Origin of the sequence: Kitasatospora sp. NPDC058218 (assembly GCF_042882445.1) — a bacterium.
GTDB lineage: Bacteria > Actinomycetota > Actinomycetes > Streptomycetales > Streptomycetaceae > Kitasatospora.
Genome location: NZ_JBHVWC010000045.1, coordinates 1 through 25,062, shown reverse-complemented (window position 1 = coordinate 25,062; position 25,062 = coordinate 1). Strand labels below are relative to the sequence as shown.

The following is a 25,062-nucleotide window of genomic DNA, read 5'->3' as shown; positions in this document are numbered from 1 at the left end:
GTCAGGTCAGGGAAATCCGGAGGACAGATGTCGCCGCACAGCACTTCCGCACGCCCGCACACAGCCCAGCCCGGCGCGAACGGGGGTCCGGACGCCCCCTCGCCGGCCGTGAGCACCCCCGCCGCGACACCACCGACGGGCCTGCGCACCCTGATCGTCGGAGCCGGCGCCGCCGGGACGGCACTGGTCCGCGACCTCGGCCGGACACCGGAGTTCGGGCTCGACCCGATCGGCCTGCTCGACGACGACCCGGCCAAGGCCGGCCGGTCGGTGGGCGACGTGCCCGTCCTCGGCACCCTGGCCGAGCTCACCGGGCTCGCCGTCCGCCACCGCGTCCAGGCGGTCGCGCTCGCCATCCCCGGTCTCGCCCCGCAGCGGGTCCGGGCCCTGGCCACCGCCGCCGCCGCGGCCGGCGCCGCCGTCCGCTACCTGCCGTCCTTCCTCGCCGCGCTGCGCCGTGAGGTGGTCGGGTCGGACATGCGCAGTCTGGACGTCAACCGGCTGATCGGTCGGCACGAGGTGCATGTGGTCTCCGCCGACGTCCGGGACGTGATCGAGGGCCGGCGGGTGCTGGTGACCGGGGCCGGCGGCTCGATCGGCAGCGAACTCTGCCGCCAGGTCCACGCGTTCAACCCGAGCGCGCTCTACATGCTGGACCACGACGAGTCCAACCTGCACCGCCTCCAGCTGGAGATCTGGGGCGAGGCGCTGCTCACCGACGAGTCACTGGTGATCGCGGACATCCGGGACCGGCCGCGGATCCAGCAGATCTTCCGCGACCTCAAGCCCGAGGTGGTCTTCCACGCCGCCGCGCACAAGCACCTGCCGCTGTTGGAGCGCCACCCCAGTGAGGCGGTCAAGTCCAATGTGCTGGGCACCGACCACCTGGTGGAGGCGGCGCTGGCCACCGGTGTCGAGCGGTTCGTCCTGATCTCCACCGACAAGGCGGCCGACCCGACCTCGGTGCTCGGCGCCAGCAAGCGGCTGGCCGAACTGATCGTGCAGGCGAACGCGCGGGACGCGCGCAACCTCGGCACCGGGGTGTTCTCCGCGGTCCGCTTCGGCAACGTGCTGGGCTCGCGCGGCTCGCTGCTGTCGGTGCTGGCCGAGCAGCTGCGCAGCGGCGGCCCGGTGACCATCACCCACCCCGATGTGACGCGGTTCTTCATGACCATCGAGGAGGCCGTCGGGCTGGTGCTGGAGTCCGGTCGGATGGCCCGCGGCGGTGAGGTCTTCGTGCTCGACATGGGCGAGCCGGTGCGGATCGTCGACCTGGTGCACAACTTCGCCGAGCAGGTGCAGCTGGGCCGGGACGAGGTGGAGATCCGCTACACCGGCCTGCGGGCGGGCGAGAAGCTGAACGAGGCGCTGTTCTCGGAGGGCGAGGAGCGGCTGCCCACCGCGCACGCCCGGATCTACGCCACCGTGGCCGAGCGCGGCGCCGGCCCCGAGGACCTCGCGGGCGGCCTGACCGGTCTGTACGAGGCGGCGGTGGGCAACAGCGACGAGGAGGTCCGCCGGCGGCTGGCCGAACTGCTGCCCGGCTACCGCACCGCGGAGTCTGAGCCGGCTCCGGTGCCGGCGCTCAGCACCCCGTACCCGGACGGTTTCTGACGGCCGGCGGGGTCGGGGGTCAGCTCGGGATGTTGTCGAAGGGGGCGACCAGCTGCCGCAGCAGTCCGGCGAGTTCGCCCTGCTGGGTGCCGGTGAGCTGGGCCAGCAGCTCGCGCTCGTGCGCCAGCAGCCCGGCGAGTGCCTGATCGGCCCGGTCGCGTCCGTCCTCGGTGAGCCGGACCAGCACGCCGCGCCGGTCGTCCGGGTCGGGCAGGCGCTTGACCAGGCCCTTGCCGGTCAATCGGTCGATCCGGTTGGTCATGGTGCCGGAGGTGACCAGGGTCTGGGTGAGCAGCTGGCCTGGGGAGAGCTGGTAGGGGGAGCCGGCCCGTCGCAGTGCCGTCAGGACGTCGAACTCCCAGGGCTCCAGGCCGTGCTCGGCGAAGGCCGTCCGGCGGGCACGATCGAGGTGCCGGGCGAGCCGGCTGACCCGGCTGAGCACCTCAAGTGGTTCCACGTCGAGGTCGGGGCGCTCTCGGCGCCATGCTGCGACCAGGCGGTCGACCTCGTCCTCCATGACGATCAGTGTATCGGGGGATGTGTCGATGTGAAGTCTCTTGACATCGAGAAATGTAACGTGGAAGCTGCGGCTGGATATCTTGATGTCGAGATACTTGCGAGGTCGGTCATGAGCACCCCCGTCTGGGACCCGGAGCAGTACCTGCGCTTCGCCGACGAACGGACCCGCCCGCTGCGCGACCTGCTCGCCCGCGTCCCCGCCCCGGCCCACGAGGCGGCCGCCACGATCCTGGACATCGGCTGCGGCCCCGGCAACTCCACCGCCGTCCTGCGCGAACGCTGGCCCCGGGCCCGGATCACCGGCGTCGACAACTCCGCCGAGATGCTCGCCGCCGCCCGCACCGAGGGCGAGCCCACCGCGGACTACCTGCTCGCCGACGCGCGCGTCTACGACCCGGCCGCCGCCGCACCGGACCTGATCGTCTCCAACGCGGCCCTGCAGTGGATCGGCTTCACACCGGAGGGGGAGGACGGGCCCGCGGGGCACCTCGACCTGCTGAACCGCTGGGCCGCGGCACTGGAGTCCGGCGGCGTGGTCGCCTTCCAGGTGCCCGGCAACTTCGACGCGCCCAGCCACACCCTGCTCGCCGAGCTCCGCAGCAGCCCCCGCTGGCGCGACGCCCTGGGCGACGGGGCCACCCGGGCCGGCGTCCACGAACCCGGCGCGTATCTGGCGGCCCTCGCCGGGGCCGGCTGCTCCACCGACGCCTGGGAGACCACCTACAGCACCCTGCTCCCGGGTGCGGACCCGGTCCTGGAGTGGGTCAAGGGCACCGCCCTGCGGCCCGTGCTCACCCGGCTCACCGACCCGGCCGAGCGGGCGGCCTTCCTCGCCGAGTACGGCGCCCTGCTCCGCGAGGCCTACCCGGCCGGGCCGCACGGCACGGTCTTCCCGTTCCGGCGGATCTTCGCCGTCGGCGTGAAGCGGTAGGGCACGAGCGGCCCCGGGAGGCCGGGGCCCTAGGCCTTGCGGTCGCCGACCAGCTTCGGGTGCCGCTCCATCCCCTCCAGGCCGTGCCAGGCCAGGTTCACCAGGTGGGCGGCGACCTCGGCCTTCTGCGGCTTGCGCACCTCCAGCCACCACTGGCCGGTCAGCGCCACCATCCCCACCAGCATCTGCGAGTACATCGGGGCGAGCCGCGCGTCGAAGCCCCGGGCCTTGAACTCCAGGCCCAGGATGTCCTCCACCTGCGTCGCGATGTCGCTGATCAGCGAGGCGAAGGTGCCGGTCGACTGGGCCACCGGGGAGTCCCGGACCAGGATCTTGAAGCCGTCCGTCGAGGTGTCGATGTAGTCCATCAGCGCGAACGCCGCCTGCTCCAGCAGCTCCCGCGAGTGCCCGCCGGTCAGCGCCCCCGTCACCATGTCCAGCAGCAGCTGCATCTCGCGGTCCACCACCACCGCGTAGAGCCCCTCCTTGCCCCCGAAGTGCTCGTACACCACCGGCTTGGACACCCCGGCCCGCTCGGCGATCTCCTCCACCGAGGTGCCGTCGTAGCCGCGCTCCGCGAACACCGACCGGCCGATCTCCAGCAGCTGCTCGCGCCGCTGCTTCCCGGTCATCCGCACCCGGCCGCCCCGTCGGCGGCCCGCGGGCGCGGCCGCGCCCGCCGGGGCAGCGGCACGCGGACGGGCCTGCGCCGCATCGGGCGCGGCGTCCGTCCGCGTGCTCTCGTGGCCGCCTGTGCTGTCTGCGCTGCTCCCGTTCACCCCTACATCATGCTGCAGGCGCGCCCTCATGCGGCGCGGCGGGCGGCGATCCGCTGCGCGTCCGGCCAGCGGACGTCCCGGGCCCAGCCGGCCAGCTCGAACCAGCGGATCAGCCGGGCCGAGGAGTCGACCTGGCCGCGCAGCACGCCGTGCCGGGCCGAGGTCGGGTCCGCGTGGTGCAGGTTGTGCCAGGACTCGCCGCAGGAGAGCACCGCCAGCCACCAGACGTTCCCGGAGCGGTCGCGGGAGCGGAACGGGCGGCTGCCGATCGCGTGGCAGATCGAGTTGATCGACCAGGTGACGTGGTGCAGCAGGGCGACCCGGACCAGCGAACCCCAGAAGAAGGCGGAGAGCGCACCCTGCCAGGAGAGCGTGACCAGCCCGCCGACCAGGGGCGGGAGCAGCATCGAGATCGTGGTCCAGAGCCAGAACAGCCGGGAGATCCGCCTTATGGCCGGGTCGTCGACGAGGTCCGGCGCGTACTTCAGCTGGGAGGTCTGCTCCTCGTCGAAGAGCCAGCCCATGTGCGCCCACCAGAGGCCCTTGAGCAGGGCGGGGACGGTCTCGCCGTAGCGCCACGGCGAGTGCGGGTCGCCGTCCTTGTCGCTGTACCGGTGGTGCTTGCGGTGGTCGGCCACCCAGCGGACCAGCGGCCCCTCGATGGCCAGCGACCCGGCCACGGCGAGGGCGACCCGCAGGGCCTTGTTGGCCTTGAAGGAGCCGTGGGTGAAGTAGCGGTGGTAGCCGATCGTGATGCCGTGGCAGGTGAGGAAGTACATGACGGTGGCGATCGCGAGGTCGGTCCACCCCAGGCCCCAGCCCCAGGCCACCGGCACGGCCGCCAGGAGCGCGGCGAACGGTACGGCGATGAACAGCCCGAGCGCGACCCGCTCGGCGAGCCCCTGGCTCTCTCCGCCGCGGGTGGCGGAGAGCAGGGTCGGGGCGGGATCGATGGAGTGCGCGGTATCGGCGCGCGCCTCGCCGGCCTGGATGGTCATGGGTGTCCCTTGAGGGCGGGGGGTGAAGGTTACGTCTGCGTAACCTACGGCATCGTAGGTTGCGTTCGGCCGTCAGGGGAATACGTGACCGCGGGCGGCTCGGCGTATTTCACCCGACTGGATGGACAACGCCCGGAATCCGCGCGGCCCGGGTCGACTGCGCCAGGATGGTGGAGGTACGCGGCCGCAACCCTTAGGCTGTGTCGAAGCGCCCCGGGCGCTGCGAGTTGATGATCGATCCGCCGTGGTGTAATGGCAGCACAGGGCCCTTTGGAGGCCTTTGTCTGGGTTCGAATCCTAGCGGCGGAGCCAGTAGACGCCTCTGTTTCGGGCGTATCACCCGCCCCCCGGTATTGTCGGGGCTGCTCGGCGGACTGTGCGAAGGCGACCGGCCTGGGTCCCGGCCGGGCTGCACTGCCCTCTCTGTGAACCGACTGAGGAGCCTCCCCCCGTGAGTGCCAATTCGCCTGCCGCCGTTGTCGTGCTTGCCGCCGGTGGCGGGACCAGGATGAAGTCGAACAGCCTGCCCAAGGTGCTGCACGAGGTCTGCGGGCGGTCGCTGGTGGGCCACGCGGTGGCGGCCGCACAGGAGTTGACGCCGCGGCAGCTGGTCGTCGTGGTCGGGCACATGCGGGAGAAGGTGCAGGAGCACCTGGAGGCGCACTACCCGGCGGCGCGCGCCGTGGTGCAGGAGGAGCAGAAGGGCACCGGGCACGCCGTCCGCACCGCGCTGGAGGCCCTGGCGGCCGACGGGGTGGAGCTGGACGGCACGGTGATCGTCACCACCGGTGACGCGCCGCTGCTGACCGGCGCGACGCTGGCGGCCCTCACCGGGGCGCACACCGAGCAGGGCAACGGCGTCACCGTCCTGACGGCCGTCGTCCCCGACCCGTTCGGCTACGGGCGGATCCTGCGGGACGAGGCGGACGGCGCGGTCGCGGCGATCGTCGAGGAGAAGGACGCCTCGGACGCCCAGCGGACGATCGACGAGATCAACTCGGGGGTCTTCGCGTTCGACGCCAAGCTGCTGGCCGAGGCGCTGTCCCGGGTCACCACCGACAACGTGCAGGGCGAGGAGTACCTCACCGACACCCTGGAGATCCTGCGGACGGCCGGCCACCGGGTCGGCGCCGTGGTGGCCGCGGACCACCGCGACATCCTGGGCATCAACGACCGGGTGCAGCTGGCCCAGGCCCGGCGCCTGCTGAACGACCGCCTGCTGGACCGGGCGATGCGCGCGGGCGTCACGGTGGTGGACCCGGCGACCACCTGGATCGACGTACAGGTCTCCTACGAGCCGGACGCCGTGGTCCTGCCGGGCACCCAGCTGCAGGGCGCCACCCATCTGGGCGAGGGCTGCGAGGTGGGCCCGAACTCGACGATCAAGGACACCCGGATCGGCACCGGCGCGCGTGTGAGCAACACCACGGCGGACGGCGCCGAGGTGGGCGACTTCGCCACCGCCGGCCCGTACGCGTACCTGCGGCCGGGGGCGAGGCTGGCGCGCAAGGCGAAGGTCGGCACCTACGTCGAGGTGAAGAACTCGGAGCTGGGCGAGGGCGCCAAGGTGCCGCACCTGTCCTACATCGGGGACGCCACCATCGGCGAGGGCACCAACATCGGCGCGGCCTCCGTCACGGTGAACTACGACGGGGTGAACAAGCACCGCACGGTGATCGGGGCGCACTGCCGGACCGGTTCGGACAACATGTTCATCGCGCCGGTGACGGTCGGTGACGGCGCCTACACCGCGGCCGGCTCGGTGATCACCGGCGACGTCCCCGCCGGCGCGCTGGGCGTGAGCCGGGCGCAGCAGCGCAACATCGCCGGCTGGGTGGAGCGCAAGCGCCCCGGGACGACATCGGCGCAGGCCGCGGCTGCCGCGTCGCAGGAGGCCGGGGAGGCCTGACGGGCCGGGCGGGAGTCCGAGGAGCGGTCCCGGGGCGGACGGTTTCTGCGCGGGCGCGTAACCTTGGGGACATACGTGCGCCACTGGGCTTACCGCCCGTGTCCAGGCGTACCGACATTTCCCCGACCCCTATCGCCAGCGGGCTCGCGCCTGCCTGCGGTGCGGACGGGTTCAGCGTCAGCAACGCGAGGAGACGGTGCAGTGAGCGGGATCACGACGTCGGGTGAGAAGAAACTCAAGCTCTTCTCCGGCCGTGCCCACCCTGAGCTGGCGAGGGAGGTGGCCGAGTCGCTCGGGACCGAACTGGTTCCGACCAAGGCCCTGGACTTCGCCAACGGTGAGATCTACGTCCGCTTTCTGGACTCGGCGCGCGGTGCGGACTGTTTCGTGATGCAGAGCCACACGGCTCCCATCAACCAGTGGATCATGGAACAGCTGATCATGATCGATGCTCTGAAGCGGGCCTCGGCCCGGAGCATCACCGCGATCCTGCCGTTCTACGGCTACGCCCGCCAGGACAAGAAGCACCTGGGCCGCGAGCCCATCTCGGCCCGCCTGATCGCGGACCTGCTGGCCACGGCCGGTGCGGACCGGATCATGGCGGTGGACCTGCACACCGCGCAGATCCAGGGCTTCTTCTCCGGCCCGGTGGACCACCTGTTCGCGCTGCCGCTGCTGGCGGACTACGTGGGCGAGAAGGTCGACCGCGACCGGCTCACCGTGGTGTCCCCGGACGCCGGCCGGGTGAAGGTCGCCGACCAGTGGTCGGACCGCCTGGGTGCGCCGCTGGCGATCATCCACAAGCGCCGCGACATGACGCAGGCCAACACCATCCTGTCCGCCGAGGTGGTCGGTGACGTCAAGGACCGGGTCTGCGTCCTGGTCGACGACATGATCGACACCGCCGGCACCATCTGCGCCGCGGCCGACGCGCTGTTCGAGAACGGTGCCGCGGACGTGATCGTGGCCGCCACCCACGGTGTGCTCTCCGGGCCGGCCGCGGACCGTCTGAAGAACTCCCGGGTCAGCGAGTTCGTGTTCACCAACACCCTGCCGACCCCGGCCGAGCTCCAGCTGGACAAGATCACCACGCTGTCGATCGCCCCGTCGATCGCCGCCGCGATCCGCGAGGTGTTCGAGGACGGCTCGGTCACCAGCCTGTTCGAGGGTGTGCACTGACGAAGCCCCGCGCAGGCGGCCCCGGTCCCTCAGGGGCCGGGGCCGCCGCCGATTTCGCGGGAGGCCACCCGTGCGGTTAGACTCGTGAAACTGCTCGGCGAGGGATGCCGTGTGCCTGCTCGTCGGGTGCCCGCTCCGTGATCGACGCGCTGCTGGAGCCGGTTCTGCCGGTTGTTGGCAGAGGTCGTGCGCCGCCGAGTGACCCCCGTTCTGTGGGTGTGGTCCCGGCGGTTTTTCGCGTTGCCTGCACCCCCGCGCCAGTTTTCACGAGGAGTGCAGTCGTGTCCGAGATCCGCATCGCCGCTGAGACCCGTTCCGAGTTCGGCAAGGGCGCCGCCCGCCGGGCCCGTCGTGCCGGCCTGGTCCCCGGTGTCGTCTACGGCCACGGCCACGCCCCGGTTCACCTGAACCTGCCCGGCCACGACCTGATGATGGCCCTGAAGACCCCGAACGCCCTGCTGGTCGTTCCGATCGAGGGCAAGGACGAGTACGTCCTGCCGAAGGCCATCCAGCGCCAGGCCATCAAGCGCACCATCGAGCACGTCGACCTGCTGCTCGTGAAGCGCGGCGAGAAGGTCACCGTCGAGATCCCCGTGCACACCGAGGGCGAGCTGGCCCCCGGCGGCAACCTGCTGGAGCACGTCCTCAACGCGCTGCCGATCGAGGCCGAGGCCACCCACCTGCCCGAGTCCGTGACCGTCTCGGTCGAGGGCCTGGAGGCCGGCGCCTCGATCACCGCCGGTGACATCGAGCTGCCCAAGGGCACCACGCTGGCCGTCGAGGCCGACACCGTCGTGCTGCAGGTCATCGGCGCCCAGGCCTCGCAGGCCGACGCCGACGCCGAGGCCGCCGAGGCCGAGGCCGGCGCCGAGGCCTGAGCCTCTCGCACCGTCTGACCGCTGCCCCGGCCGCTCCGTTCTGGAGCGGCCGGGGCAGCGGTGTGTCCGGGATGATGTCGACGAGCGAGAGCACGAGGAGCGATGCGATGAGCGAGGACGTGTACGAGGGCCCCTGGCTGGTGGTCGGGCTGGGCAACCCGGGGGAGCAGTACGCCCGGAACCGGCACAACATCGGCTTCATGGTGGCGGACCTGCTGGCGCAGCGGATGGGTGCCAGGTTCAAGGCGCACAAGAGCCGTGCCCAGGTGGCCGAGGGGCGGCTGTCGGGCCGACGGGTGGTGCTGGCCAAGCCGATGTCCTTCATGAACCTCTCGGGCGGCCCGGTGACCGCCCTGCGGGACTTCTACAAGGCACCGGCCTCGGCCGTGGTGGCCGTCCACGACGAGCTGGACATCGACTACGCCACGCTGCGGCTGAAGCTCGGCGGCGGCGACAACGGCCACAACGGGCTGAAGTCGATCACCAAGTCGCTGGGCCCGGAGTACTACCGGGTGCGCTGCGGGATCGGCCGGCCACCGGGCCGGATGGAGGTCGCGGACTTCGTCCTGAAGGACTTCTCCGGCGCCGAGCGCAAGGAGCTGGAGTGGTTCGTGGACCGCTCGGCGGACGCCGTGGAGGCGTTGCTCTCCGACGGTCTGGAGCGGGCCCAGGGCGTCTACAACTCCTGACCGCCGTACCTCCCGGCGGTGCGGGGCGGGCCCGCCCCGATCGGCTGACCGGACGTCAGGAGAGGTGTTCCGCAAGGGGCCAGGTCCCCGCGGCACACCTCCTGCCGGGGCGCCGCGGAGGCGGGCGGCGCCGGACGCGGTCGGCCGCGCAACAGTCGTACAACGCTTGGCCCCCAAACCTGAATGGGTGTGAGAAACCTGTGCGGGATCGGATAGCGTCAGGCCCGTACGCGAACGGGTCCTGGGGAGTTCTCGATGCGGAGTTTGCGGCCGATCCGGCGCCTGCGGCCGGTCCGGGTGGTACGGCTGAGGCGACTGGGCCGGAGGGTCGGTACGGCCGGTGCGCTGGGGGCGGCCGGAGTGCTGCTCTCCGGCGGCGGTGTGGCGCACGCGGAGTCGGTGGCGGAGCCCGATCCCGGTGTGGTGTCCCAGGATCCCGCCTCGGCGCAGTTCGGCCCGGTGCTCGGCGGCTCGGTCGGCGCTGACGCGGGCCTGCTGGCCGTCGGCGGCGGCCTGGTCGTGGCGGCGGGCGGTGCGGCCCTCTGGGTGAAGCGCCGCCGCGCGGGCGATCCGGGGGAGTGACGACGTCCGCGGGGGCCGGGTCCGGGTTGCCGGGCACCGGTCCCTGTGCATTTTCCGGCGCGTGTCATCCGTTTTCCGCGGCCGGTGCGTCCTGTGGGCATGAAGCGCGAATCGATCCGGTCGGCGGGCACCGGAAGTGACCCGTTCGACGAGTTCGTCTCGGCGCGGTACCAGTCCCTGCTGGGCGGCGCGTTCCTGATCACGGGGGACGTCCACGACGCCCGGGACCTGCTGCACGACGCCCTGGCCCGGGTCTACCCCCGGCGCGGTGTGATCAGGGACCCGGGGGCGGCCGAGGGCTACGTCCGCATGACGATGGTCCGCACCCACGTGTCGCGGTGGCGGCGGACCCGGCGGGAGGTGCTGACACCGTTCCTGCCGGACACCCCGGCACCGGCGGTGGACGCACGGGACGAGCGGCTGGAGGTGGCGCTGCGGACGCTGCCGCCGCGTCAGCGGGCGGCGGTGGTGCTGCGCTACTACGTCGACCTGCCGGTGGCGCGGGTCGCCGAGGAGCTCGGCTGCTCGCAGGCGACGGCCAAGACGCACCTGGCCCGGGCGATGAGAGCACTTCGGCAGGAGCTGGCACCGGCGAGGGAGATGGTGGGCCATGGCGGCTGAGGACAGGACGGCGGACGGGGCGGCGGACGGGTTCGAGGAGGAGCTGACCGTCCGGCTCGGCGCGCGGGCGGGGGCGGTGGGCGGCAGCCCGCCGCTGGCCGACCTGCGGCGGGCCGGGCAGCGGCGGGCCCGGCGCCGGACGACGGCGCGGGTGGTGGCGGGGGCGGCGGTCCTGGCCCTCGGGGCGGGGGTGTTGACGCAGTTCGGCGGGGGAGCGACCGGCGGCACCGCGCAGGTGGCGGCCTCCGGCGGGGCGGGCGGCTCGGGGTCCTCCTGGGACGAGGCCGGGCTGCCGGTCCTGGCCTGCACGGCCGGCCCCTCGGCGAACCGGACCCCGGGCTGGACCGGGCCCCCGGCTGCCTCGGGGACACCGGTGACGCCGGCATCGCCGACGGGGTCTTCGGCCTCGGGGTGGCCGACGGGCGGGCCTTCGGGTTCGCCGACGGGTTCGCCGGGCTGGTGGCCGACGGGTTCGTCGTCGGGTTCGCCGACGGGGTCTTCAGCCTCGGGGTGGCCGACGGGTGGGCCTTCGGGTTCGCCGACGGGTTCGCCGGGCTGGTGGCCGACGGGTTCGTCGTCGGGTTCGCCGACGGGGTCTTCAGCCTCGGGGTGGCCGACGGGTGGGCCTTCGGGTTCGCCGACGGGTTCGCCGGGCTGGTGGCCGACGGGTGGGCCTTCGGGTTCGCCGACGGGTTCGCCGGGCTGGTGGCCGACGGGTTCGTCGTCGGGTTCGCCGTCCGGGCGGCCGGGTGGGGCCGCGTCGGGTTCGCCGTCGGGCTCGGCCTCTGCTCCGTCGGGCCGGCCGCAGGTCAGCGAGCTGACCCGGCTCGCGCAGGTGGTCGGGGAACTGGCCACCACCGAGTACCCGGACCAGTACTTCGGGGCGTGCGGGGACGCGGCGACCCGCACGCTGTACGTGATGCGGGTGCCGGGCGGCGACTTCGACCAGGCCGTCCGGGCGCGGGTGAAGGAGCGGCTGCCGGCCTCGAACGCGCGGTTGGTGTTCTGGGAGGCGGCCGGCTCGCGAGCCGCGGTGGACGAGCTCCTGACCCGGATCACGGCGGACGCCGCCGGGTACTGGAAGGACCGCGGGATCGAGATCAGGCGGGTGGCGGTCTGCCTCGACGGCGCCGGTGTGCGGGTGGACAGTCCGCAGGCGCAGAGTGCCCGGGCGGAGATCGTCGCCCGGTACGGCCGGCTGGTGGCCGAGGTCGTGCAGGTCGGCTGACCTGACGCCAAGGGCCCTGCGACACCCCCTCGGACGGGGTGTCGCAGGGCCCTTTCGGTGCGGTGGCGCCGGTCAGCCGGTGTTGCGCAGGCCGGCGGCGATGCCGTTCACGGTCAGCAGCAGGGCGCGGGCCCGCAGCGGGTCCTCCGGGCGGCCGGTGGCGGCCTCCTCGCGCTGCCGGCGCAGCAGCGCGACCTGGAGGTAGGAGATCGGGTCGAGGTAGGCGTCGCGGACGGTGAAGGTCTGCTTCAGCACCGGGTTGTGCTCCAGCAGCTCGTTCTCGCCGGTGAGGCGGAGCACCTCGCGCAGGGTCAGCTCGTGCTCGGCGGTGATCTGGTCGAAGACGTGGTGCAGCTCGGCGGGCACCAGCTGCTCGACGTAGTGGCGGGCGATCCGCAGGTCGGTCTTGGCCAGCGTCATGGCGACGTTGGACAGGAAGTTGCGGAAGAAGTGCCACTGGCCGTACATCTCGTCCAGCACGTCCCCCAGACCCGCTTCGCGGGCGGCGGCGAGGCCGGCGCCGACGCCGAACCAGCCGGGGACGATCTGGCGGGACTGGGTCCAGCCGAACACCCACGGGATGGCCCGCAGGCCGTCCAGGCCCGCGCCGGAGTCGGGGCGGCGGGACGGGCGGGAGCCCAGGTGCAGCGAGGCGAGCTGGTCGACCGGGGTGGCCGCGAAGAAGTACTTCGGCAGGTCCTCCTGCTCGACCAGGGCGCGGTAGGCGGTGTGGGCGGCCGCGGAGACCTGGTCCATCGCGGCGTCCCAGCGGGCCAGCTCCTCGGGGGCCTGGCGCGGCGCGGTGTGCAGCGCGGAGGCGGAGAGGGTGGCGGAGATGGTCAGTTCCAGGTTCTCCCGGGCCAGCGAGGGCAGCAGGTACTTGTCGGAGATGACCTCGCCCTGCTCGGTCACCTTGATCTCGCCCTCCAGGGTGCCCCAGGGCTGGGCCAGGATGGCCTCGTGCGAGGGGCCGCCGCCGCGGCCGACGGTGCCGCCGCGGCCGTGGAAGAGCCGCAGCCGGATGCCGTAGCGGTGGGCGACGTCGCGCAGCCGGCGCTGGGCGCGGTGGATCTCCCACTGGGAGGTGGTGATGCCGCCGAACTTGGAGGAGTCGGAGTAGCCGAGCATGACCTCCTGGACGTCGCCGCGCAGCGAGACGAGCAGCCGGTAGGAGGGGTCGGAGAGCATCTCGTCCAGGATCCGGTCGGCCTCCTGGAGCTCGTCGGTGGTCTCCAGCAGCGGCACGATGCCGATCTTGGCGATACCGGCGTGCAGGTCGATCAGGCCGGCCTCGCGGGCCAGCACGGTGGCGGCGAAGACGTCGTCGGCGCCCTGGCACATCGAGATGATGTAGCTCTCGACGATCTCGTCGCCGAACCGCTCGAAGCCCTCGCGGATGGTGTTGAAGACGCCGAGGGTCTTGGTGCCGGCGGCGTCCAGCGGAGCCGGGGTGGGCGCGAGCGGGCGGCGCGAGCGGAGCTCCTTGGCGAGCAGCTTCTGCCGGTACTCGCGGGGCATGTCGGCGTAGCGCCAGGCCTCCTCGCCGAGCCGGTCGAAGAGCTGGCCGAGGGCGTGGTGGTGGGCCTCGGCGTGCTCGCGGACGTCCATGGTGGCGAGCTGGAGGCCGAAGGCCTCGATGGTGCGGATGGCGCGGGCGAGCCGGCCGTCGGCGATCAGCCCGCCGCGGTGGGAGCGCAGCGACTCCTGGATCAGCCGGAGGTCGGCGACGAGCTCGCGGGTGCCGAGGTAGTCGCGGCCCTCGACGTGCGGGGTGCCCTGGGCGAGCCGCTCGCGGGTGTTCTCCAGCTTGAGCCGGACACAGGTGGCCTTGAGGCGGTAGGGCTCCTCGGCGTTCATCCGCTTGTAGCGCGGGCTCAGTTCGGGGAGCACGTTCAGGTCGGCGTTGAGCGAGGCGAGCAGCTCGACCGAGGCGCCGGCCAGGCGCTCGGAGGTGGAGAGCGAGTTGCGCAGGTCGTCGACGGCGGCGAGGGCGTCCTTGATGCCGTACTCGTGCTGGAGGTTCAGGACGTCCCAGGTGACCGTCGGGGTGACGTTCGGGTTGCCGTCGCGGTCGCCGCCGATCCAGGTGCCGAAGGTGAGCGGGCGGACGCCGTCGGGCAGGGTGAGGCCGACCCGGGCGAGCTCCTCGTGCAGCTCCTCCAGGACCTCGGGGACGGCCTCGCGGTAGAGCTCGTCCAGGTAGTAGACGGCGTTGCGGGCCTCGTCGGTCGGCTCGGGGCGGGCGATCCGCAGCTCGTCGGTCTGCCAGAGCAGGTCGATGACCTCGGCGAGGCGGCGGTCGGCCTGCCGCTTGGCGGAGGAGGTGCGGGCCGGGTCGGCGTGGGAGAGGCCGGCGGCGATCTGCTCGCGGTGGATCCGGTCGAGGAGCTCACCGATCCGGCGGAGCTTGTTGAGGACGCTGCGGCGGGCGGCCTCGGTGGGGTGCGCGGTGAAGACCGGGCGGACGGCCAGGTGTGCCAGGGTGTCCGCGAGGTGCTTCGGGTCGGCCTCGGCGAGCTGGTCCGCGGTCTGGGCGAGCAGCGAGCCCTCGCGGGCGCGGCGGGTGGCCAGCTCCCGGCCGCGGTGCACCTGCTCGGTGACGTTGGCGAGGTGGAAGTAGGTGGAGAAGGCGCGGACCAGCTTGGCGGCGGTCTCCAGGTCGATGTCGGAGAGCAGCTCGGCGGTGGCCTCGCCGTCGGTGCGGCTGAGCAGTCGGACCTGTTCGACGAGGCCCAGCAGCTGGGGGCCCTCCTGGCGGACCAGCGTCTCGCCGAGCAGGTCGCCGAGACGGCGGATGTCCGCGCGCAGGGCTGTGTTGTCAGCATCGGCGCCGGCTGCGCCGACACGGCTGGGGCTGTCCGCCGGGGTGGGGACCGGAGCGGTCACGGCTGGCTCCCTGTGGTGGTGGGGTTCGGCAACGGCTCATCGTCACAGTTCCGCGCACGTGTGGCGGGTGTGACGCGTGCGGACCGCGCTGTCCGACGCGACCCAGCATAGGTGTCGGGGCGGTTGCTGTCCGCGAGGTGGCCGGATGGCGGACAAGATCACAGTCGTCCCATGTGGTCTGGACCACTTGAGGGCCCGAACGGGTGTTGGAACGGAACCGGGTGGGGATGGATCAAGGTTCACGCTTAGGCTGTGGGGTTATGAGCAAGTCGCCTGGGGAGCGCGAGCGGGGCCGGTCGTTCTGGTGGTGGGAGCGGCGGCGCAGCGCTCTCCTGGACATCGGGCTGGCGGCGCTGGCGGCGCTGGAGTGTGCGGCCAGCGCGGTCGCCTTCCTGGCGCCCCGGGTCCACCTGGGAGTGGTGGCGATCGTCGGGGTCGCGCTGTTCGGCGCGCTGGCGGGCGCCACCCTGGTGCTGCGGCGGCGCTGGCCGGCGGTACCGGTGCTGGTGGCGCTGGTCGCGATGCCCGGGATGCTGGGCGTGGTGCTGCTGACCGTGTCGCTGTACACGCTCGCGGAGACCTGGGAGTGGCCGACCCGGCGCCGCCGGGTGGTGGCGCTGTCGGCCCTGGCCTTCGCCGAGGCGGTCGGCGTGATGCTGGTGTCGATGCTCACCCCCTCCGACCTGACGGTGGAGGAGCCGCCGCTCTGGGGGCAGGTGCTGCTGGCGGTGCTGGTGGCCGTCGGTCTGACCGTGCCGCCGGTGGTGACCGGCCTGTACGTGGGCGCGCGGCGGCGGCTGATCGAGTCGCTCAAGGACCGCGCGCACGGCCTGGAGACCGAACTGGACCTGCTGGCCGAGCAGGCCCGCGAGCGCGCCCGCCGGGCCCGGCTGGAGGAGCGGACCAGGATCGCCCGGGAGATGCACGACGTGGTGGCCCACCGGGTGTCGCTGATGGTGGTGCACGCCGGGGCGCTGGAGCGGATCGTGGCGAAGGACCCGGAGAAGGCGGCGCAGAGCGCCAAGCTGATGGGCGAGGTCGGCCGGCAGGCGCTGAACGAACTGCGGGAGATCCTCGGGGTGCTGCGGATGTCGGACGACACCGCGGCGGAGCCGGACTCGCTGGTCGCGCTGCCGCGACTGGTCGACCAGTCGCGGGCGGCCGGGATGGCCGTCACCCTGACCGTCAGCGGCAGCCGCCAGGAGTTCACCACCGAGGCCGAGCAGACCGCGTACCGGGTGGTGCAGGAGGGCCTGACCAACGCGCACAAGCACGCCGGCGGCGCACAGGTGTCCGTCCTGCTCGCCTACGCGCCCAACGGCGTGCGGGTCAGCGTGGTGAACGCCTGCCCGGGCGGTGAGCGGACCGCGGCGGCGCTGCCCAGCGGGGGCAACGGACTGGTCGGGATGCGCGAGCGGGTGGTCGCGCTGGGCGGCACCTTCTCGGCGGGGCCGGAGTCGGACGGGGGCTTCCGGGTGGAGGCGGTGCTGCCGTCCCGGCTGGCCGTGCGGGCCGACCGGCTGGCGTGAGGCCGCCGGCCGGGGCCGCGCCCCGGCCGGCGGCGCGGCGGTGCGGGGCGGTCTGCGGGGGTGATCAGCCCTCGTCGGCGGTGCGCAGCCGCTCGGGGGCGGTGCCGAGGACGAGGGCGGTGATCGCCTGGTCGATGCCGTGGCCGAGGAACCACTCGCCGGTGTGGTCCAGGCTGTAGATCCGGCCCTCCTCGTCGACGGCCAGGAGGGCCTGGCCGTACGCCTCCTCGCCGAGCGGGGCGAGCCGGGTGTCCAGGGCGCGGCCGAGGTCGGCCAGGGTGCGCGGCTGGTGGAGACCGCACAGCGGGTCCACCAGGAAGGGCGTGCGGGCCAGCTGGCGCCCCGGGCCGTCGAGGTCGAAGGCGAGGCCGCCGAACTCGGCCCAGGCCTCCACCGCCGCCGGGAACACCGCGTGCCCGACACCGGCCGGGCCGCCGTGCGCCGCCAGGGCGTCGGCCCACTCCTCGGCCTGGCGGATCTGCCAGCGACCGGGGTGCCAGCCGGCCGCCTTGAGCTCGGCGGCGACGTCGGCCGGGAAGCGCGGGCGGGTCCGCGGGGCGGGCCCGCCGAGGGTGCTCGGCGGGGGCGGGGGCGGGCTGGGCGGATTCAGGGCGGGCTCCGGTGGCTCGGGGACAGGGGCGTACGAGGGCGCGCGATCAGCGGGCGGGCGGGCCGACGGCGACGCTCTGGACGGTGAAGTGCTCCAGCAGCGGTACGCAGGAGCGGCAGGGCGGGGCGTGGGTGCCGTGCGCCGGATCGCCCTCCTCGCGGATCCGCACGGTGGTCAGCCGCGAGCCCTTGAGCGCCTTGCGGGCCTCGGGCAGGCCCATCGGCTTGCGGGCGGCGCGCTTGGAGCGCTTGCCGTCGACGACGGCCAGGTACTGGGAGAGCAGGACGGCCTCCGGGCAGCGGCCGGTGAAGCGCTCGCGGTGCTCCGGCGGCAGTGCGTCCAGGAAGTCGCCGACCAGCGGGTGCAGGGCCGGGCGCCGGGCGGGCTTGTCGCCGGCCAGGGTGTGCACCGCGCCGCCCTTCAGCGACAGGGCGGCGGCGACGGCGGGCAGCAGGCTGTCGCGATGGTGGCGCAGCACGGGCGGGCCGGCCGGTTCGCCGGTGGTCATACGTCGTCCTCCTCCTGTTTCTCCGCCGGTGGTGGGGCTGAGCGGGGTCAGTCCGGGGCAAGCCTGTCAAATGGCACCGACATCCGTACAACCGGGGGGCGGCGGCGGGCGGTCGGCGGTGGCGGCCGGCGCGGTGGACACGTCGCGTCGGCCGGATCCGCACGCGATCGTCACGACTCGTCCCCGGGTTTCCCGAATCCGCCCCCGGTCGGGGGTGGCGGCCGGTAGCGTTCCAGCAGCGAGCCAAGGGGGTGGCCGGTCCCTGGGGGGTTGATCGGCCGGTTCGGCAACTCCTTTGCTCGGTATGGCCGTTGAGGCCGCCGGGGCAAGGGCGCCCCGGCGTCGAGCAAGGGGGGTCTTGCGATGACGGAGACGGAAACCGCCAACGAGGCGCCCGGCGAGCACGTGCCCACACCGGGCGTGCCGCCGCAGCCCGCGCCCGCGCACCCGATCGGGATCGCGGTGGTCGGCGCCGGCTACTGGGGCCCGAACCTGGTCCGCAACGCGCAGCAGACGCCGGCCCTGCGCCTGCACTGGCTCTGCGACCTGGACGAGAGCAAGTCCCGGCGGGTGCTGGGGGAGTACAGCACCGTCCGGTCCACCACCTCCTTCGCGCAGGTGCTCGCGGACGAGCGGGTCGGCGCGGTCGCCGTGGCCACGCCCGCCGCCGCGCACTACCGGCTGGTCCGGGCCGCGCTGGAGGCCGGCAAGCACGTCCTGGTGGAGAAGCCGATCACCACCTCCGCCGAGGAGGCCGCCGAGCTGGTGGCGCTCGCCGAGGAGCGCGGGCTGGTGCTGATGTGCGACCACACCTTCTGCTACACGCCCGTGGTGCGCCGGATCCGCGAGCTGGTGCACGGCGGGGAGATCGGGGACGTCCAGTTCTTCGATTCGGTGCGGATCAACCTCGGGCTGGTCCAGCCGGACGTGGACGTGCTCTGGGACCTCGCCCCGCACGACCTCTCCATCCTGGACTTCGTGCTGCCGCCGGGCGTCGACCCGGTCGGGGTGTCCGCCCAGGGCGCCGACCCGATCGGCGCCGGCCGGGCCTGCGTGGCCTACCTGACGGTCCGGCTGAGCAACGGCGCGCTCGCGCACTGCCACGTCAACTGGCTCTCCCCGACGAAGGTCCGCACCACCCTCATCGGCGGCTCGCGGCGCACCCTGGTCTGGGACGACCTCAACCCGCAGGCCCGGCTGGCGGTGCACGACCGCGGCGTGGACCTCACCCCGCCCGACGAGCTGACCGACGCGATCCGCCACCAGACGCTGATCTCCTACCGGGTGGGCGAGATGGTCGCGCCCGCGCTGGTCGAGCAGGAGGCGCTGCGCAACGTGATGGCCGAGTTCGCCGCCGCCATCACCGAGGGCCGGGCCCCGCTCACCGACGGCCGGTCCGGGCTGCGCGTGCTGCAACTGCTGGAGGCCGCCTCGCTCAGCCTGGAACTCGGCGGCGCCACCGTCCCGGTCGGCGCCGGTCTCGACGACGCTGTGCCGATCAACCGACTGTCCGACGCACACGAGAGGGCCGCCGCGCGGTGAACGCTGTACAGATCGAGGGCTCCCGCTGCCTGGTCACGGGTGGTGCCGGCACCATCGGCTCCACCGTGGTCGACCAGCTGATCGAGGCGGGCGCCCGCGAGGTGATCGTGCTCGACAACTTCGTCCGCGGCCGCAGGGCCAACCTGGCGTACGCCCAGGAGATCGCCGCACCGGGGCAGCTGCGGGTGGTGGACGGTGACATCCGCGACCGCGGCCTCCTGCGCGAACTGCTGGACCCCGGCACCGACCTGCTGTTCCACCTGGCCGCGATCCGGATCACCCAGTGCGCCACCGAGCCCCGGCTCGCCCTGGAGATCATGGTGGACGGCACCTTCGACGTGGTCGAGGCCGCCGCGGAGGTCGGCGTCGGCAAGGTGATCGCCTCCTCCACCGCCTCCGTCTACGGCCTCGCCGACGTCTTCCCGACGCCCGAGACCCAGCACCCGTACCACAACGACACCCTGTACGGGGCGGCCAAGGTCTTCAACGAGGGCCTGCTGCGCAGCTTCCACGCCATGGCCGGCCTGGACTACGTCGCGCTCCGGTACTTCAACGTGTACGGGCCCCGGATGGACGTCCACGGCAAGTACACGGAGGTGTTCATCCGCTGGATGGAGCGGATCGCCGCCGGGCAGCCGCCGCTGATCTTCGGAGACGGCGCGCAGACCATGGACTTCGTCTACACCGAGGACATCGCCCGGGCCAACCTGCTGGCCGCCGCGGCGCCCGTCACCGACCGGGTCTACAACATCGCCAGCAGCACCGAGGTCTCGCTGCGCGGCCTGGCCGACGCCCTGCTCGCCGCGATGGACCGCACCGACCTGGACGTCGAGCACGGCCCCGCCCGGGGCACGGCCGGCGGCGTGGTCCGGCGCCTGGCGGACATCACCGCCGCCGAGCGCGACCTCGGCTGGAAGCCCGAACTGGGCCTCGACGACGGCCTGCGCAGGCTGGTCGCCTGGTGGCGCGAGCAGTAGTCCCCTTGTCTGCACGGCAGTTCGGAGTACACCTGTGTCCACCATCCCCGTCATGATCCCCTGGCTCGGCGAGGAGGAGGCCCTCGCCGCCGCCGAGGCCGTCCGCTCCGGCTGGGTGGCCCAGGGCCCCCGGGTCGCCGAGTTCGAGCGGGCCTTCGCCGAGCACCTCGGGGTGCCGCACGCCGTCGCGGTCTCCTCCTGCACCACCGCCCTGCACCTGGCGCTGGTCGGTGCCGGCGTCGGGCCGGGGGACGAGGTGGTCGTCCCCTCGCTCTCCTTCATCGCCACCGCCAACGCCGTCACCTACGTCGGCGCCGTCCCGGTCTTCGCCGACGTGGACGCCACCACCGGCAACCTCACCCCCGCCACCGTCGAACCGCTGCTCACCGGGCGGACCAGAGCCGTGATCGCGGTCGACCAGGGCGGCGTCCCGGTCGACCTGGACGGGCTCCGGGAGCTGGTCGAGCCGCGCGGCGCCACCGTGGTCGAGGACGCCGCCTGCGCGGCCGGCTCGCTCCACCGGGGCCGGCCGGTGGGCGGCACGGCCGCGCTCGCCGCCTACTCCTTCCACCCGCGCAAGCTGCTCACCACCGGCGAGGGCGGCATGGTCACCTGTCAGGACGGCGCGCTCGCCGCCCGGCTGCGCCGGCTGCGCGAGCACGGGATGAGCGTCTCGGCCGCCGACCGGCACGCCGCGACGGACGGGGCCGGCCGGCTGGAGACGTACGACGAGATCGGCTTCAACTACCGGATGACCGACATCCAGGCGGCGATCGGCCTGGTGCAGCTGCGCAAGCTGCCGGCCATGGTCGCCCGGCGGCGCGAACTCGCCGAGCGGTACCGGGAGCGGCTGGCCGGCACCGGCGCCCGGCTGGTGGCCGACCCGGCGCACGGCCGCACCAACTACCAGTCCTGCTGGCTGCTGCTGCCGGACACCGCCCGCGACAGCCGCACGGTGCTGGGACACCTCGCCGCCGCGGGCGTCTCCGCCCGGCGCGGCATCATGGCGGCCCATCTGGAGGCCCCGTACAAGGGCGCCGCCCGGGTGCCGCTGCCCGCCACCGAGCTGCTCACCCGCCGCTCGCTGATCCTGCCGCTCTACCACGCGCTCACCGAGCAGCAGCAGGACCGGGTGGTCGACGCCCTGCGGGCGGCCCTCGGCTGAGCCGGGCTTCCGGGCCCCGGGCTTTCGGGTCCCGGGGGGCCGCCCGCTGCGCCCGGACCCGCTCGCGGGCGGGCCGTCACCGCCGTACGCCCGCTCCGATCCGCCGAGACGCCCCAGGGGGAGAACAGGATGACCACCGATCAGTCCGTCGAGCAGCCCATCGGTCAGTCCGTCGAGCAGCCCGGCGACCGGCCCGTTCCGCTCGTGGACCTGAAGGCCGCGCACGCCGAGGTGGAGGCCGAGGTCCGGGCCGGTTTCGACCGGGTGCTCGCCACCGGCGGCTACATCAAGGGCCCCGAGACGGCCGGCTTCGAGCAGGAGTACGCGGCCTTCTCCGGCACCCGGCACTGCGTGGGCGCCGCCAACGGCACCGACGCGCTCGAACTGGCCCTGCGCGCCCTCGACCTGCGGCCCGGCGGCGGCGTGGTGCTCCCTGCCAACACCTTTGTCGCCACCGCCGAGGCCGTGGTCCGAGCCGGACTGCGTCCGGTACTGGTCGACGCCGACCCGGACCACCTGCTGATCGACCCCGAACGCGCGGCCGACGCCCTGCCCGGCGCCGTCGCACTGCTGCCCGTCCACCTCAACGGGCAGCTCGCCCCGATGGCCCCGCTGCTGGAGCTGGCCGCCGGCCGGCCCGTGGTGGAGGACGCCGCGCAGTCCCAGGGCGCCCGGCAGCACGGCCGTGCCTTCCACGGGCTGATCTCCGCCACCAGCTTCTACCCCGGCAAGAACCTCGGCGCGTACGGGGACGCGGGCGCCGTCGTCACCGACGACGACGGGCTGGCCGCCGCCGTCCGGCTGATCGGCGACCACGGCTCGGGCCGCAAGTACGAGCACGAGCGGTTCGGCTTCAACTCCCGGATGGACGCCCTGCAGGCCGTCGTGCTGCGGGCCAAGCTGCGCCGGCTGCCCGCCTGGAACGAGGCCCGCCGCGCCGCCGCCGGGCGCTACGACCGGCTGTTGGCCGGGTTCGACGGCCTCACCCTGCCGCGGTCCGCGCCCGGCAACGAGCACGTCTGGCACCTGTACGCGGTGCGGATCGGGCCCGGCCGGGACCGCGACGCCGTCCTCGCCGCCTTGCAGGCCGCGGGGATCGGCGCCGGCGTCCACTACCCCGTGCCGGTCCACCTGCAGCCCGCGTTCCGCCATCTCGGGCACGGGGCGGGGGCGTTCCCGGTGGCCGAGCGGGCCGCCCGGGAGCTGCTCACCCTGCCGCTCTACCCGCAGATCACCGAGGGCCAGCAGGAACGCGTCGCCGAGGCGTTGGCCAAGGCGCTCGCCGCCTGAGCCCTCCGGGCCCGCTGCGCCCGTGCTCCCCGTCCGCCGTCCCGGCCGCTCTCCCCGCCCGTGCTCCCCGTCCGCCGTCCCGGCCCGCGCTCCCGCTCGTGCGGTGTCACCCGGGCGGGGGGCCGGGGCGCGGGGGGACCCCCTACGCTGGTGTCCAGCAAGCGCACCGAATTTGCAGCAGCCAGTGGGGGCTCCCAGATGACGACAGGTCGGCCCGGCGTCGCCGCCGCGCCTAACGCGGCGTACGCAGGTCAGGTGGTGCAGTTCCCGGACCCGGTCCGCGCGGAGCGGCACCCCGCCGGGGTCCGGGTGGACGAGTACGGCCATCCGGACTTCGGCCCGTACGCGGCCGCCGCGGCCGAGGTCGCCGACCCGCCGCCGGGCTTCGGCGTCGACGAACTGCGGCTGACCGACTACGTCTCGGCCAACGCCGCGCAGTTCACCCAGGGCCATCCGCTCTGGGCCGACCTGGAGACCGCCGTCGCCACCCCGCCCGGCTGGACCTGGCACCACGCGGTCGGCCGGGCCGCGCCCGGCTGGCGGCGGATGGAGCTCGTCCCGGTCGAGGTCAAGGCGCTGCTGCGCCACCACGGCGGGCTGGCCACCTCCACCGCCGACCACGGCCGCCGCGGCACCCGCCCGCTGCAGGAGCGCCGGCCGGTGCACTTCTCGCTCGCCAGGGACGGCAGCGACCCGATCGGTGTCCCCGAGGACCTGGTGCAGCGGGCCGAGGAGCGCCTCGGCTACCGGCTGCCCGGTGCCTACCGCACCTTCCTCAAGCTCGCCGGCGGCCGGGCCCCGGTCGGCGTGGCGCTCGGTCCCGAGCTCGGGTTGCTGCTCGACCAGCCGTTCCTGACCCTCAGCGAGGAGTACGGCACCGAGGACGTCGTCTACGCCAACAAGTGCCTGCGCGACCACCTCACCAAGGACTACCTGGGCATCGCCTACGCCCAGGGCGGCATCGTGGCGCTCAAGGTGCGCGGCGACCGGATCGGCTCGGTCTGGTTCTGCCTCTACGACGACGCCCGCGACGACGGCGGACCCGAGGCGCCCGAGGAGCGGGTCGCCCGGCTGCTGCTGCCCTGCGGCGAGGACTTCGACGACTTCCTGCTCCGGTTGGCCGGCAGTCCGCCGGAGCTGGAGACGGTCGCGGAGCTGATGGTGGACGGCGGCTTCGCCCGCGCCGTGCCGGTGGGCTGACGTGGCTCGTACGGCTCCGGCGGCGGTGGTGGTAGCGGAACAAACGGGGACGAAGGGGACAGGGGTGAACCGGGCGTGGTGACGTACGCGCAGGCACAGGAGCTCGCCGACGAGTGGATCAACGGCGGGGTGCCGCGTTCGCAGCAGCGCGAGGTACGGGTCCGGGAGTTCGACCTGGGCTTCGTCTGCTGGGCGGTGCAGCCCGTGGAGGGCGCGGCCGGTGATTCCGGCGGCCGGGCCGACGGCTCCGACGGGGCGGGCGGCCCGGTGGATCCGGGTTCGGGCGGCTCGGCGGGTGAGGCTCGGCTGGTGATCGCCCGGGACTCCGGCGCCAGCACGCTCTGGCCCGCGCTGCCGGTCAACGAGGTGGTCCGGCAGTACGAGGAGGTCTACGGGCGGCCGGTCGCCGCCAACCCGGCCGGAGCGGCGAAGCCCGCGCCCGGTCCGGTCGAGGCGACGTCCTTCCTGCTCAGCCCGCCGCAGTGGCTCCAGGAGGCGGGCGCCGCGGCGATCGCCGCCGAGGCGGAGCGGCTCGGGGCCCCGGTTCCGGCCGCCGCTCCTCCCGTCGTGCCCGCGCCGGCCCCCGCCGTCGCGCCGGTCGCACCGGTGGTGCCCGAGGCCGTGCCGGCGCCCGCGCTGCTGACCACGCCGCCGGTCTCCGAGCGCCCGGCCGGGGACGCGCCGACCATGTTGGCCCCGCCGCCCGGTCACGGCGGACCGCCGCCGATGGCCCCTCCCGTCGCTCCGCCCGCGCCCGACACGCCGCTCGCCCCGCCGGTTGCCGCCGCCCCGCCGGCCGCCCCCGCGCCGCAGGCCGGTGGCGCCGAGGCGGCGACGGTGCTGCTGCCCGACGGTCTGCGCACCAACGGCGCCGGCCTGCCCGGCGAGTCCCGGCCCGGCGCCGAGGCGGCCACCGTGCTGCTGCCCGAGAGCGGCTACGGCATGGCCCCGGTGCCCCCCGCCGCCGTACCGGCGGCCGAGCCCGCACCGACGGTGCTCGCGCCACCGGGCGGCCTGCCCGGCCTGATGGGTCTGCCCGGCGCGCCCGGCCCCGGTGGCCCCGGCGTCCCGGCTCCGGGCGCACCGGCTCCCGGGGTCCCGGCTCCCGGGGTCCCGGCTCCGGGTGCACCGGCGACCCCGCCGCCGGGTGGTCCCGGCGTCGAACACGCCGCGACCATGCTGGCCTCGCCGGACGCGCTGCCCGGTCTGATGGGTCTGCCCGGCGCGCCCTCCGCCCCGGCCGCCGACGCGTCGCACGGGGGGCCCGGCCGGGGGTCGGCCTCGGTGCCCCCGCCGCCCCCGCCGGCCGCCCTGCGCGGCGGCTCGGCCGCTCCGGGCGGAGCACCGGTCTCCCTCGGCCGGGGTTCGGCCTCCGCTCCGCCGCCGCCCCCGCCGGGCGAGCTGCGGCAGTCCCCCGGCGCGGGTGCC

At 74.1% G+C, this 25,062-nt stretch carries 21 protein-coding genes, 1 tRNA gene and 1 pseudogene; 17 read left to right on the top strand and 6 right to left on the bottom strand.

The features are described from left to right. The first annotated feature begins 108 nt into the window (after window positions 1-108). Window positions 109-1,614, top strand: coding sequence for a polysaccharide biosynthesis protein (locus ACFVYI_RS26680; protein ID WP_387889966.1), 1,506 nt, complete (start codon window positions 109-111; stop codon window positions 1,612-1,614). A 19-nt stretch (window positions 1,615-1,633) separates the two neighbouring features. Here the strand turns inward: ACFVYI_RS26680 and ACFVYI_RS26675 are convergent, their stop codons facing one another. Next, window positions 1,634-2,131, bottom strand: a complete 498-nt coding sequence (locus ACFVYI_RS26675) for a MarR family transcriptional regulator (RefSeq protein WP_329489314.1) — start codon at window positions 2,129-2,131, stop codon at window positions 1,634-1,636. Window positions 2,132-2,242: 111 nt separating this feature from the next. Here ACFVYI_RS26675 and ACFVYI_RS26670 point away from each other — a divergent pair, with 111 nt between their 5' ends. Next, window positions 2,243-3,064 carry a methyltransferase domain-containing protein gene (locus ACFVYI_RS26670; RefSeq protein ID WP_387889964.1) on the top strand — a complete coding sequence of 274 codons (822 nt, stop codon included), beginning with the start codon at window positions 2,243-2,245 and terminating at the stop codon, window positions 3,062-3,064. Window positions 3,065-3,093: 29 nt separating this feature from the next. On the opposite strand, the gene ACFVYI_RS26665 is transcribed toward ACFVYI_RS26670, so the two are convergent. Both ACFVYI_RS26665 and ACFVYI_RS26660 read right to left on the bottom strand, forming a co-directional pair. Continuing rightward, entirely contained in the window at window positions 3,094-3,843 is a 750-nt protein-coding gene (locus tag ACFVYI_RS26665) for a TetR family transcriptional regulator (RefSeq protein WP_387889962.1), read from the bottom strand. Between the two features lie 26 nt (window positions 3,844-3,869). Next, window positions 3,870-4,841 carry an acyl-CoA desaturase gene (locus tag ACFVYI_RS26660; protein ID WP_387889960.1) on the bottom strand — a complete coding sequence of 324 codons (972 nt, stop codon included), beginning with the start codon at window positions 4,839-4,841 and terminating at the stop codon, window positions 3,870-3,872. Between the two features lie 238 nt (window positions 4,842-5,079). On the opposite strand from ACFVYI_RS26660, the gene ACFVYI_RS26655 reads away from it, so the two are divergent. The 8 genes from ACFVYI_RS26655 (at window position 5,080) to ACFVYI_RS26620 (ending at window position 11,927) form a co-directional block, all read left to right on the top strand. Further along, window positions 5,080-5,153 (top strand) — tRNA-Gln (locus ACFVYI_RS26655). A 139-nt stretch (window positions 5,154-5,292) separates the two neighbouring features. After that, on the top strand, window positions 5,293-6,750 hold the full coding sequence (gene glmU, locus ACFVYI_RS26650; protein WP_387889957.1) for a bifunctional UDP-N-acetylglucosamine diphosphorylase/glucosamine-1-phosphate N-acetyltransferase GlmU: 1,458 nt from the start codon (window positions 5,293-5,295) through the stop codon (window positions 6,748-6,750). 201 nt (window positions 6,751-6,951) lie between these two features. Beyond that, window positions 6,952-7,929: a ribose-phosphate diphosphokinase gene (locus ACFVYI_RS26645; protein WP_387889955.1), complete on the top strand. Its 978-nt coding sequence runs from the start codon at window positions 6,952-6,954 to the stop codon at window positions 7,927-7,929. Window positions 7,930-8,210: 281 nt separating this feature from the next. After that, entirely contained in the window at window positions 8,211-8,807 is a 597-nt protein-coding gene (locus tag ACFVYI_RS26640; protein WP_387889953.1) for a 50S ribosomal protein L25/general stress protein Ctc, read from the top strand. Between the two features lie 107 nt (window positions 8,808-8,914). Beyond that, window positions 8,915-9,496: an aminoacyl-tRNA hydrolase gene (pth, locus tag ACFVYI_RS26635; protein ID WP_387889950.1), complete on the top strand. Its 582-nt coding sequence runs from the start codon at window positions 8,915-8,917 to the stop codon at window positions 9,494-9,496. Window positions 9,497-9,751: 255 nt separating this feature from the next. Further along, window positions 9,752-10,078: a hypothetical protein gene (locus ACFVYI_RS26630; protein WP_387889947.1), complete on the top strand. Its 327-nt coding sequence runs from the start codon at window positions 9,752-9,754 to the stop codon at window positions 10,076-10,078. A gap of 99 nt (window positions 10,079-10,177) precedes the next feature. After that, on the top strand, window positions 10,178-10,699 hold the full coding sequence (locus ACFVYI_RS26625; RefSeq protein ID WP_387889946.1) for a SigE family RNA polymerase sigma factor: 522 nt from the start codon (window positions 10,178-10,180) through the stop codon (window positions 10,697-10,699). Between the two features lie 835 nt (window positions 10,700-11,534). After that, a complete protein-coding gene (locus ACFVYI_RS26620) occupies window positions 11,535-11,927 on the top strand; it encodes a hypothetical protein (protein ID WP_387889944.1) in 393 nt (130 codons plus the stop codon). Window positions 11,928-11,999: 72 nt separating this feature from the next. On the opposite strand, the gene ppc is transcribed toward ACFVYI_RS26620, so the two are convergent. After that, window positions 12,000-14,813: a phosphoenolpyruvate carboxylase gene (ppc, locus tag ACFVYI_RS26615; RefSeq protein ID WP_387889943.1), complete on the bottom strand. Its 2,814-nt coding sequence runs from the start codon at window positions 14,811-14,813 to the stop codon at window positions 12,000-12,002. 260 nt (window positions 14,814-15,073) lie between these two features. Between ppc and ACFVYI_RS26610 the strand changes: the two genes are divergently transcribed. Continuing rightward, entirely contained in the window at window positions 15,074-16,342 is a 1,269-nt protein-coding gene (locus ACFVYI_RS26610) for a sensor histidine kinase (protein ID WP_387889940.1), read from the top strand. 64 nt (window positions 16,343-16,406) lie between these two features. Here the strand turns inward: ACFVYI_RS26610 and ACFVYI_RS26605 are convergent, their stop codons facing one another. Further along, window positions 16,407-16,952: an SUKH-3 domain-containing protein gene (locus tag ACFVYI_RS26605; protein WP_387890086.1), complete on the bottom strand. Its 546-nt coding sequence runs from the start codon at window positions 16,950-16,952 to the stop codon at window positions 16,407-16,409. Between the two features lie 46 nt (window positions 16,953-16,998). Beyond that, complete coding sequence (locus tag ACFVYI_RS26600; protein ID WP_387889938.1) at window positions 16,999-17,460, bottom strand: YwqJ-related putative deaminase; 462 nt, start codon at window positions 17,458-17,460, stop codon at window positions 16,999-17,001. Window positions 17,461-17,823: 363 nt separating this feature from the next. Between ACFVYI_RS26600 and ACFVYI_RS26595 the strand changes: the two genes are divergently transcribed. The 6 genes and pseudogenes from ACFVYI_RS26595 to ACFVYI_RS26570 form a co-directional block, all read left to right on the top strand. Continuing rightward, a complete protein-coding gene (locus ACFVYI_RS26595; protein WP_387889936.1) occupies window positions 17,824-19,002 on the top strand; it encodes a Gfo/Idh/MocA family protein in 1,179 nt (392 codons plus the stop codon). Next, complete coding sequence (locus ACFVYI_RS26590; RefSeq protein WP_387889933.1) at window positions 18,999-19,979, top strand: NAD-dependent epimerase/dehydratase family protein; 981 nt, start codon at window positions 18,999-19,001, stop codon at window positions 19,977-19,979. Before ACFVYI_RS26595 ends, ACFVYI_RS26590 begins: the two co-directional genes overlap by 4 nt. Window positions 19,980-20,031: 52 nt before the next feature. Then, a complete protein-coding gene (locus ACFVYI_RS26585) occupies window positions 20,032-21,144 on the top strand; it encodes a DegT/DnrJ/EryC1/StrS family aminotransferase (RefSeq protein ID WP_387889932.1) in 1,113 nt (370 codons plus the stop codon). A gap of 129 nt (window positions 21,145-21,273) precedes the next feature. Further along, on the top strand, window positions 21,274-22,434 hold the full coding sequence (locus ACFVYI_RS26580; RefSeq protein WP_387889929.1) for a DegT/DnrJ/EryC1/StrS family aminotransferase: 1,161 nt from the start codon (window positions 21,274-21,276) through the stop codon (window positions 22,432-22,434). A 198-nt stretch (window positions 22,435-22,632) separates the two neighbouring features. Further along, a complete protein-coding gene (locus ACFVYI_RS26575) occupies window positions 22,633-23,634 on the top strand; it encodes an SMI1/KNR4 family protein (protein ID WP_387889927.1) in 1,002 nt (333 codons plus the stop codon). Between the two features lie 75 nt (window positions 23,635-23,709). Next, a pseudogene (locus ACFVYI_RS26570) lies at window positions 23,710-25,062 on the top strand (hypothetical protein); the annotation flags it as partial.